Source organism: Sphingomonas sp. 22R3R2A-7, from assembly GCF_036856055.1.
In the GTDB taxonomy this organism is placed as follows: Bacteria; Pseudomonadota; Alphaproteobacteria; order Sphingomonadales; family Sphingomonadaceae; genus Sphingomonas.
The window spans coordinates 40,403-49,241 of the sequence record NZ_JASPFR010000002.1 but is presented as its reverse complement, the minus strand read 5'-3'; the positions used below and the strand labels follow the sequence as shown (position 1 = coordinate 49,241).

The following is an 8,839-nucleotide window of genomic DNA, read 5'->3' as shown; positions in this document are numbered from 1 at the left end:
GACTAGGAAAATAGGGGCGGCTGCCCGCCCCTATCCAGCTTTTAGCCGTGCTTCATGCCGCCCTTGGCATGATCGCAGCAGTCCGCGGCCTTGGCTTTTGCGCCATCCTTGCAGCAGTCCGCACCGTCCTTGCAGCACGCCATGTCGGCGCAGCAATTGGCGACAGCGGCGAATGCGCCAGTCGACAGGGTGAGGGCGAAGGCAGCGCTGATGAGCTTGAACTTGGTCATGATATTCTCCGAAATTTACGTGTGATGGTGTTCGACGTCACACGGTTTGCGGAGGGGGCGTGGCCGGAGCGTATGCCATGCCCAAAAGGCCCGTCTGTGGAGCTGGCCAAGGCGATAGATGGGAGGACGGAACCAGCCCGATATGCTCGACGGTTTCGCCGGCAACCGCAACGCACGGTATGGCGCAGGCCGACGCAGGTGCCTTTTTGATGGGAGCGCCTGCTGATTTGCTGGCGCAGTCCATCATCGCGGACGCAGCCGGAGGCGCGGCCATCGCCATCGTCTCGCAGAGCGGGCCAAGCCGGACCAGCAACATCACTGCCAGGACGAAAAACGCCATGGAACGCAATATCTTGGAGAATGGGCGAGCCCGGCGTTTCATTGGATGCATCTAGAAGCACACTCAGTGATGCACAATGTCGGAGGAGCGGTTCGCCACACTAAGAGAACTTTACTCGCCTTTCCGGTACGTTGGCGAGGTTGCGATGCTCGAAAGGTCCGTGGCGCTATCGATCGGCACATCTGCCTCCTTTCGCTCGGAATAGCGATCAACAAGCTGCGTGGTGTGCGGGCGTAGAAGGACCGTGAAGCGCACCAGCTCCTCCATCACATCCACGATCCGATCATAGTAGGCCGAAGGCTTCATTCGGTCGCTTTCGTCGAACTCCGCAAACGCCTTCGCGACGCTCGATTGGTTTGGGATCGTCACCATTCGCATCCAACGGCCGAGGACGCGCAGGGTGTTCACGCTGTTGAACGACTGCGATCCGGCCGACACCTGCATGACGGCAAGCGTGCGGCCCTGCGTCGGGCGCATCCCACCCATCGACAGCGGCAGGTGATCGACTTGCAGCTTCATGATGCCGGTGATCTGGCCGTGGCGCTCGGGGCTGCACCACACATGCCCCTCCGACCACATCGACAGTTCGCGTAGCTCGTGGACGGCCAGGTGATCGTCCCCCGTCACCTGATCGGGCAGCGGCAACGTCGAAGGATCGAAGATCTCGCGTTTCGCAGCCGAAAAATTGCAGCAGGCGAGCGGCTTCCTCAACGCACAACCGCGAAAAGGACCGCTCCCGCAAAGAGCCGTAGAGCAACAGTATGCGCGGAGGTGGATCACCAGCGCCCAGCCCAAGGGCAGGACGATCGAGCGCATAGCGCCGATCAAGGGCGGGTAGATGATCGGGGTCAGAGAGGGCGCGAAGCGGCATCAGGCGGTCCTTGGGCCAAGCAGAATGATACAGGTGCCGATCAGGCAGAGTGTCGCTCCACCAGCGTCCCAGCGGTCGGGCCTCACCCCTTCGACAGCCCACAGCCAGATCAGCGATGCACAGATGTAGACGCCGCCATAGGCTGCATAGGCCCGCCCTGCTGCATCGCTGTCCACGCGTGTCAGCAGCCAGGCGAACAGCACAAGCGATACCACGCCCGGAGCCAGCCACAGGGGCGATTTGCCCAGCCGCAACCATGCCCAAAAGGCAAAGCAGCCTGCGATTTCCGCGAGCGACGCGGCCAGATATACGAGTGCCGTCATCCCATGCTGATCCTGATCGCGAGTGCCGCGAGCGTTACCAGCAGCACCGGAATCGTTAGCGTCGCGCCGACCTTGAAGTAATAGCCCCAGCCGATCCGAATGCCCTTTTGCCCGAGGACGTGCAGCCAGAGCAGCGTCGCGAGCGAGCCAATCGGTGTGATTTTCGGGCCAAGGTCGCACCCGATCACGTTGGCGTAAATCATGGCTTCCTTGATCGCGCCCGTGGCGTGCGTCGCGTCGATCGACAGCGCACCCACCAGAACGGTCGGCATGTTGTTCATCACCGACGACAGCAGCGCGGCAATGATCCCGGTGCCGAACGCCGCACCCCAAACGCCGCCTTGCGCGGTGCGATCGAGCAGGCCGGCAAGATGGTCGGTCAGTCCGGCATTCCGCAGGCCATAGACGACCAGGTACATGCCGAGCGAGAAGATCACGACCTGCCACGGCGCGCCGGCCAGCACCTTGCGCGTCTGGATGACATGGCCGCGCGCGGCGATGACCAGCAAGAGCACGGCACCGGCAGCAGCGACGGCGCTGACCGGCACGCCGATAGGTTCGAGCAAGAAGAAGCCGGCGAGCAGCAGGGCGAGGACGACCCAGCCCGCCTTGAATGTGGCATGGTCACGGATCGCATCAGCGGGCGCGCGGAGCTGCGCCACATCGTAGCTGGCGGGTATGTCGCGCCGGAAGAACAGCAGCAGCACGACCAGCGTCGCGGCGATCGACGCCAGATCGACCGGCACCATCACCGAGGCATAATCGGCAAAGCCGATCCGGAAGAAGTCGGCCGACACGATGTTGACGAGGTTGGAGACGATCAGCGGCAGGCTTGCGGTATCGGCAATGAACCCCGCCGCCATGACGAACGCCAGCGTCGCCTTGTCCTTGTATCCCAGGGCCCTCAGCATCGCGATGACGATCGGCGTCAGGATCAGCGCGGCGCCGTCATTGGCGAACAGCGCCGACACCGCCGCCCCGAGCAGGACGATCAGCACGAACAGCCGACGACCATGCCCCCCGCCCCAGCGCGCAACGTGGAGCGCCGCCCATTCGAAGAACCCGGCTTCATCGAGCAACAGGCTGACGATGATGATCGCGACGAACGTCGCGGTCGCGTTCCAGACGATGCCCCACACCACCGGCACGTCAGAGAGCGAAACGACCCCGACGAGTAGCGCGACGGCCGCGCCGCCTAGCGCGCTCCAGCCGATGCCCAGGCCCTTGGGCTGCCAGATGACGAGCGCGATCGTGACGACGAAGATAGCGAACGCGAGCAGCATCAGGCGATGCGCTGGCCCGAAGCATCCACAACCTGTTCGCCGTCTTCCTTGGCAAACGCGCCCTGTTGGGCATCAGGCAGCAGATCGAGGACCGCTTCGGACGGTCGGCACAGCTTCACGCCGAGCGGCGAGACGACCAGCGGCCGGTTAATGAGGACCGGATGCGCCATCATCGCGTCCACCAGCGTGTCGTCTGACAGCGCATCGTCACCAAGGCCCAGCTCCGCATAGGGCGTCCCCTTCTCGCGTAGCAGATCGCGGGGCGTGATCCCGGCGCGGTCGATCAGCTCGACCAGCAACGCGCGCGAGGGTGGGGTTTTCAGATATTCGATGACGTGCGGCTCGATGCCAGCATTGCGGATCATCGCCAGCGTGTTGCGCGACGTGCCGCACTCGGGGTTGTGATAGATCACGATATCGACGGCCACGGGGCGTCCTTTCAGCAGCAGGGGTGAGTTCGGCCAGGAGCGGCGCACACAGTTCAGGCGAGCCGGCACAGCAATCCTTGACGAGGAACAGCGTTAGCGCGCGCAGCCCGTCTAGATCGGCACGGTAAATAATCGACCGGCTATGCCGTTCCGAGCGCACGATGCCGGCGCGCGCGAGAATGCCGAGGTGCGCGGACATGGTGTTCTGCGGCACGTCGAGCTGACGGGCAATTTCACCCGCCGCCATGCCGTCCGGTTCGTGGCGAACCAGCAGGCGAAACACGTCGAGGCGTGTGCCTTGCGCGAGCGCACCAAGCGCAATGATAGCCGAATCGTTATCCATGCATCCGGCATAGCGGATATGTTAAGTTATGAAAGCTCTCACGATCTTCAAACCACTATCGATTCCGACAACGCCCTGCACCGACATGAAAGCGGCAGGCGTAAAGACCATGCCGGCCACGACATGTCGGGCATGAAAAGTAAATGGGAGGGAGGCGTCCGCGCCTCCCTCTTTTAATGGCGGGCGAACACCTTGCGTCCGGTTGGTCCGAACGCGATCACCTCATAGGGCTGTGCGTTCATGCCCGGCATTTCCATGCCAGGTGATCCCACCGGCATACCCGGCACGGCAAGCCCGTTTACGCCTTTGGGATGCTGGGCAAGCACCCGTTTCATGTCGGCAATCGGTACATGGCCCTCAAATGCCATACCGTCGACTACCGCGGTGTGACATGAACTGAGGTCGGCGGGGACACCCATCTTGCGCTGAAGCACATCGCGGTGAGCGTCATCGATGATCTGCACGTTGCGCCCGAACTGCTGACGGACCTGCTTGGCCCACTGCTCGCAACAGCCGCACCCTGGATCGCGGTGCATGGCAATGCTGTTCGCCGCTAAGGCCACAGCCGGGGTCATCATCGCTGCGGCGACGATCGCACTCCGGATCGTAAACTTCATTGCTAAACTCCTTTGGTGAAGCCCCGCCCGGGGGCGGGGTTCCTGCCAGCGGCCTTATTGGGCGCGCTTGCCATGCGACTTGAGCCAGCCCTGAAGCTCGGCGATGTCCTTTTCCTGCTTCGTAATGGTCATCTGCGCCATCCGCTTCGTGTCGGCATCCTTCGCGTCCCGAAGCGCCACGCGCGACATGGTAACGGCTCCACGATGATGTTCGATCATCTTGCGGGTCCACATCTCCGATGCGTCTCCCTGCTTCGCGGCCATCATCTTCTGATGCATGTCCATCTCGGATGCGGCGTAAGGATTGCCCGGATCATTCATCATCTTGGAATGATCCATTCCCTGCATCTGGCTATGATCCATGCCCGCCATGCTGCTCTGTGCGGCAAGCGGACTGGCGGCGAGCGCTGCGGCTAACATGCCGATCGTGGTAATGGTCTTCATAGTCGTTCTCCCGAGGTATCCCCCACCTAGAGAGAGTTACGCGGCAACGTCGTGCACCCCTTGGACTTTTCTTTGCCTGCGGCGCGGCCAGCGCATGTAGAGCAGCACCACGCCTGCCACCGCAAGGGCTAGCCCCCCAGCTGCAAATGCCATCATCCAAGGGGTGTTGAAGTTCTCATGGTTTTTCCAGTCCATGATGTGGAGGCCCCAGAAAAAATCATAGAGCCGCCACGTACCCGTTCGGACACCGACAATCCTACCGTTCTCCGGTGACACGAACACGCGCGTCGTCTCGGCGTCCTCGAACTCCACACGCCAGACCGGCAGTTTGCCACGAAACTCCGTGCTCGCTGTTCGAGCAAACATGACGGACGCAACAGGGACACCGGGGCCGCGATATGCCGCGCGTGCAACTCGTAGCGCAAAGGGCGCATCGATACGCTGCATCGGCAAACCGGTCCGGGCGTCGTGCATCCGGACCGTGCCGTTAGCCATCGTCAACTCGGCGACGGGTTGTCCGAACAAGGTCGTGTAGCGCAGTTCGCGCACCGGGCCGGGGGCAGCGCCCAACACCGATGCCGGGGAAGCAAACTCCTGAGCCGGATCGATCGTCGCCGTGTTCTCGCGTGCAACGAGGTGTTCTCCTCGTACCCGCTCGATCGGCAGGATGCTCATCAACAAGCCGCTGGAGAACCAGAGCAGTAGCTGCACCCCGATAATCAGTGCCAGCCAGCGATGAAGCTTGCTGGCACCGACATGAAGGCGGAGCCTGCCGCTCCTCAGAACCAGGTCCTCACGCCGGCAACGAAGCTGAAGCCGCCCGTGTCATCACCGCGTGCTCTCGTGAAGCGTGCCGTGTCGCCGAATTGCCTTTCCCACGACACGCCGATGTAGGGCGCAAACTCACGCGACTTTTCGTAGCGCAGCCTGAGCCCGAGTTCGAGGTCCGTAAGCCCCGATCCGATGCCGTCCTGGCGCACGTCTTGGGCTGCAAAGTTGGCTTCCACGCGAGGCTGAAGGACGAAGAATTGTGTCACTCGCTCGTCGTACCATGCCTCGGCTCGGCCAAGCACGTCGCCCTTGTCAGAAAGGAACAGTGCCCCCTCGACGTCGAACCAATAGGGCGCAAGCCCCTCGATCCCGACCGTCGCGTAGGTGCGAGAAGGGTTCGGCTTGAAGTCGTAGCGGACGCCCGCCTGAAGGTTCCAATAGGGATCGAGCGCACGGCTGTAGAGCGCCTGCACCTCGGCCGCTTCGAGCGGTTTGCCAAATGTGCCCTCGCCTTCGCTCTTCAGGGTGAGACGGTTGATGTCTCCCCCGATCCAAGCCTCGCCATCCCATCGATAGCCGTCCCCGCCTTTGCGCGCCTGATACTCGGCAAGGTTGAAGAGCACTTGGTAGTAGGTCATTCCGCCATGCTCGCGGCGCAGGTCGCGGTTGGCATCGCTCATGGCTGCCTCGCCGTAATAGCGAGACGCTGCCAGCACCGGAGATGGTGCAGGCGCGGGCGCATTGCCCGGCTTCAGGTCTGTACCGACAGGCACGGTCGCCATTCCCGGCATTGAAGACATGTCATGCTGCGTTGGCTGGCCGGGTGCCATATCCATGCCGGGCATCGCCGACATATCATGGCCGGTGTGCTCGCCTGTTGCGGTAGCCGGAGCAGGGTTCATGCCTGACATTTGGGACATGTCGTGGCCGGCGTGCGGATCGGCCGCGTTCGCACCGCTCATGTCCATGCCGGGCATCGTGTGTTCGGCATGTGGATCGGCTGCAGGCTTGGAGGGACGCTTTGCCGGGACCTTCCTAGTCGCTGCCTTCTTGGCAGGGGCCCGCTTTGTGGCCGGTCTCGATCTAGCGGTCGGTTTTTTCGCCGGCATTTTCATGCCCGGCATGCTCATGCCCGGCATCATTGAATGGTCCATCGTCTGCGCCGTGGCAGGTGCCGTGGCGACCAGCGCGCCGATCCCGGCGAGAAGCAGCGCCTTCATGCCGCCTCTCCCTTCGCCGAACGGACCTGGACGACCTGCATCATGCCCGCGTGCATGTGGTAGAGCATGTGGCAGTGGAATGCCCAATCGCCCTCGTTGGCGGTCACGTCCCAACTGACCTTGCCCCCCGGTTGGACCATGACGGTATGCTTTCTCGGGCTGTACGCGCCGTGCCCCGTCACCAATTCGAAGAAGTGGCCGTGCAAGTGGATCGGGTGGCCCATCATCGTGTCGTTGACCAGCGTGACGCGGACGCGCTCGCCAGCAAGAAATGGGATCGGTGCCTTCACCTCGGACAGCTTTTCACCGTCGAGCGCCCACATGTAGCGTTCCATGTTGCCGGTAAGGTGGATCTGCACCTCGCGCGACGGCGCGCGCAGATCGGGATTGCGATCGACCGCGACCAGATCGCGGTAATTCAGCACACGATGCCCGACATTCTCCAGACCCTGACCGGGGTCGCCGGTACGATCCATCGGCATCGGCGAGATGGTCTGGACACCCGGCCCCTTCTTCACGCCCGGCGCTTTCGAAAAGTCGCGCATGTTCATGTCCATGCCCGCCATGCCGCCCATTGCCATACCACCTGCGGCGTCGGGCGCACCTGCCATGCCTGGCATCGTAGCACCCGACTGCATCGCGCCGTGATCCATCCCGGCCATTCCGCCCGCGCCGGCACCGGCAGCACCGTGGTCCATCTGCGCGTGGTCCATCGCAGCGGCGGGCTTTTCAGCCGTGGCCATTGATCCGTGATCCATTCCAGGCATGCCACTATGGTCCATGCCCTGCATCGAACCGCCGCCCGACATATCCATGTTCATGTCCATCCCCATGTCCTTCATGGTGGCGACAGGGCGCTTGCGAAGTGGAGGGACTTCAGCGGCCATGCCTTCGCGGGGGCTTAGCGTTGCGCGCGCCATGCCGGACCTGTCCACGCTCTCACCGACCAGCGTGTAGGCGCGCTCGTCCGATGGAGTGACGATCACGTCGTAGGTCTCGGCCACGCCGATCTGGAACTCGTCGACCTCAACGGGACGGACGTTGAGGCCGTCCGCCTGGACAACGCTCAGCTTCAACCCCGGAATCCGGACGTTGAAGGTCGTCATCGCGGACGCATTGATGACACGCAGCCGCACCCGCTCGCCCGGCCTGAACAGCCCCGTCCAATTGTCCTGCGGCCCATGCCCGTTGACGAGATAGGTGTAGTTTGAACCCGTCACGTCGGCGACGTCGGTCGGGTCCATCCGCATCTTGCCCCAATCGAGGCGATCCTTGAGCGGCTGGTCCTCGCCCTTGAGCAGGCCGGCGAGCGTCTGCTGCTGCCGGTTGAAATAGCCCGACTGCTTCTTGAGCTTCATGAAGATGCGATGCGGGTGGAGCTGGCTGTGGTCGGACAGCACGATAACGTGCTCGCGATCCGACTGGATCGGGTCAACGCCCTTGGGGTCGATCACGATGGGGCCGTAGAGCCCCATCTGCTCCTGCAACCCGGAATGGCTGTGATACCAATAGGTGCCGGCCTGCACGATCGGGAACTCGTAGGTGAAGGTCGTGCGCTTATCGATGCCGGGGAAGGCAACGCCCGGCACGCCGTCCATCTGGAACGGCACGATCAGGCCGTGCCAGTGCAACGAGGTCTGCTCATCAAGACCGTTCTCGACATGCAGCCGCACGGTCTGACCTTCCCGCAGCCGGATCAGCGGTGCGGGCACAGTGCCGTTAATGCCGATGGCGTGGCTCTGCCGTCCGTCGATCATCATCATCTGGTGCGCGACCCGGAGCCGGATTTCATCACCCGATACAGTAGGCAGCGGCTTCACAATACCAGCGGAAACAGGCTGCGCCCATGCCGGCATATATGCCGACAGCGCAACACCGCCTCCTGCAAGAGTGGCACCGCGCAGCAATTGGCGGCGGTCTAGAACGCGCGACATGGTAGCTCCTTGGGATTGAGCCGCTGCCGGCCCGT

10 protein-coding genes and 2 pseudogenes are annotated in these 8,839 nt (G+C 62.9%); 1 reads left to right on the top strand and 11 read right to left on the bottom strand.

The genetic code is table 11. The annotated features are described in order from the left end of the window. Positions 1 to 41 precede the first annotated feature (41 nt). Positions 42 to 230, bottom strand: coding sequence for a hypothetical protein (locus tag QP165_RS19690; protein ID WP_041394287.1), 189 nt, complete (start codon positions 228 to 230; stop codon positions 42 to 44). Positions 231 to 409: 179 nt separating this feature from the next. Between QP165_RS19690 and QP165_RS19685 the strand changes: the two genes are divergently transcribed. Beyond that, on the top strand, positions 410 to 625 hold the full coding sequence (locus QP165_RS19685) for a hypothetical protein (RefSeq protein WP_055763301.1): 216 nt from the start codon (positions 410 to 412) through the stop codon (positions 623 to 625). 56 nt (positions 626 to 681) lie between these two features. Here QP165_RS19685 and arsH read toward each other — a convergent pair. The 10 genes and pseudogenes from arsH to QP165_RS19635 all read right to left on the bottom strand — a co-directional run bounded on the left by arsH (position 682) and on the right by QP165_RS19635 (position 8,804). Next, positions 682 to 1,441, bottom strand: a pseudogene (arsH, locus tag QP165_RS19680) (arsenical resistance protein ArsH). Then, positions 1,441 to 1,764 carry a YnfA family protein gene (locus QP165_RS19675; protein ID WP_055763308.1) on the bottom strand — a complete coding sequence of 108 codons (324 nt, stop codon included), beginning with the start codon at positions 1,762 to 1,764 and terminating at the stop codon, positions 1,441 to 1,443. The pseudogene arsH and the gene QP165_RS19675 overlap by 1 nt, the downstream one beginning before the upstream one ends. Beyond that, positions 1,761 to 3,047 (bottom strand): arsenic transporter, encoded by a 1,287-nt coding sequence (locus tag QP165_RS19670; RefSeq protein WP_055763311.1) that lies wholly within the window; start codon positions 3,045 to 3,047, stop codon positions 1,761 to 1,763. Before QP165_RS19670 ends, QP165_RS19675 begins: the two co-directional genes overlap by 4 nt. Beyond that, positions 3,047 to 3,475 (bottom strand): arsenate reductase (glutaredoxin), encoded by a 429-nt coding sequence (gene arsC, locus QP165_RS19665; protein ID WP_082446616.1) that lies wholly within the window; start codon positions 3,473 to 3,475, stop codon positions 3,047 to 3,049. Before arsC ends, QP165_RS19670 begins: the two co-directional genes overlap by 1 nt. A 19-nt stretch (positions 3,476 to 3,494) precedes the next feature. Beyond that, positions 3,495 to 3,818 (bottom strand): annotated as a pseudogene (locus tag QP165_RS19660) (ArsR/SmtB family transcription factor); the annotation flags it as partial. A 173-nt stretch (positions 3,819 to 3,991) separates the two neighbouring features. Further along, entirely contained in the window at positions 3,992 to 4,435 is a 444-nt protein-coding gene (locus QP165_RS19655; protein ID WP_055763320.1) for a DUF411 domain-containing protein, read from the bottom strand. Between the two features lie 54 nt (positions 4,436 to 4,489). Continuing rightward, positions 4,490 to 4,879: a DUF305 domain-containing protein gene (locus tag QP165_RS19650; RefSeq protein WP_235516307.1), complete on the bottom strand. Its 390-nt coding sequence runs from the start codon at positions 4,877 to 4,879 to the stop codon at positions 4,490 to 4,492. A gap of 36 nt (positions 4,880 to 4,915) precedes the next feature. Further along, positions 4,916 to 5,662, bottom strand: coding sequence for a PepSY domain-containing protein (locus QP165_RS19645; RefSeq protein ID WP_268795171.1), 747 nt, complete (start codon positions 5,660 to 5,662; stop codon positions 4,916 to 4,918). After that, positions 5,659 to 6,870, bottom strand: coding sequence for a copper resistance protein B (locus QP165_RS19640; RefSeq protein ID WP_055763326.1), 1,212 nt, complete (start codon positions 6,868 to 6,870; stop codon positions 5,659 to 5,661). The genes QP165_RS19645 and QP165_RS19640 overlap by 4 nt, the downstream gene beginning before the upstream one ends. Then, entirely contained in the window at positions 6,867 to 8,804 is a 1,938-nt protein-coding gene (locus QP165_RS19635; RefSeq protein WP_056405756.1) for a copper resistance system multicopper oxidase, read from the bottom strand. Before QP165_RS19635 ends, QP165_RS19640 begins: the two co-directional genes overlap by 4 nt. Positions 8,805 to 8,839 lie beyond the last annotated feature (35 nt).

Bases quoted from the DNA above. Each gene is read 5' to 3' on its own strand.
- QP165_RS19690 (WP_041394287.1), bottom strand. From the start codon at position 230: ATGACCAAGTTCAAGCTCATCAGCGCTGCCTTCGCCCTCACCCTGTCG.
- QP165_RS19685 (WP_055763301.1), top strand. From the start codon at position 410: ATGGCGCAGGCCGACGCAGGTGCCTTTTTGATGGGAGCGCCTGCTGAT.
- QP165_RS19675 (WP_055763308.1), bottom strand. From the start codon at position 1,764: ATGACGGCACTCGTATATCTGGCCGCGTCGCTCGCGGAAATCGCAGGC.
- QP165_RS19670 (WP_055763311.1), bottom strand. From the start codon at position 3,047: ATGCTGCTCGCGTTCGCTATCTTCGTCGTCACGATCGCGCTCGTCATC.
- QP165_RS19655 (WP_055763320.1), bottom strand. From the start codon at position 4,435: ATGAAGTTTACGATCCGGAGTGCGATCGTCGCCGCAGCGATGATGACC.
- QP165_RS19650 (WP_235516307.1), bottom strand. From the start codon at position 4,879: ATGAAGACCATTACCACGATCGGCATGTTAGCCGCAGCGCTCGCCGCC.
- QP165_RS19640 (WP_055763326.1), bottom strand. From the start codon at position 6,870: ATGAAGGCGCTGCTTCTCGCCGGGATCGGCGCGCTGGTCGCCACGGCA.
- QP165_RS19635 (WP_056405756.1), bottom strand. From the start codon at position 8,804: ATGTCGCGCGTTCTAGACCGCCGCCAATTGCTGCGCGGTGCCACTCTT.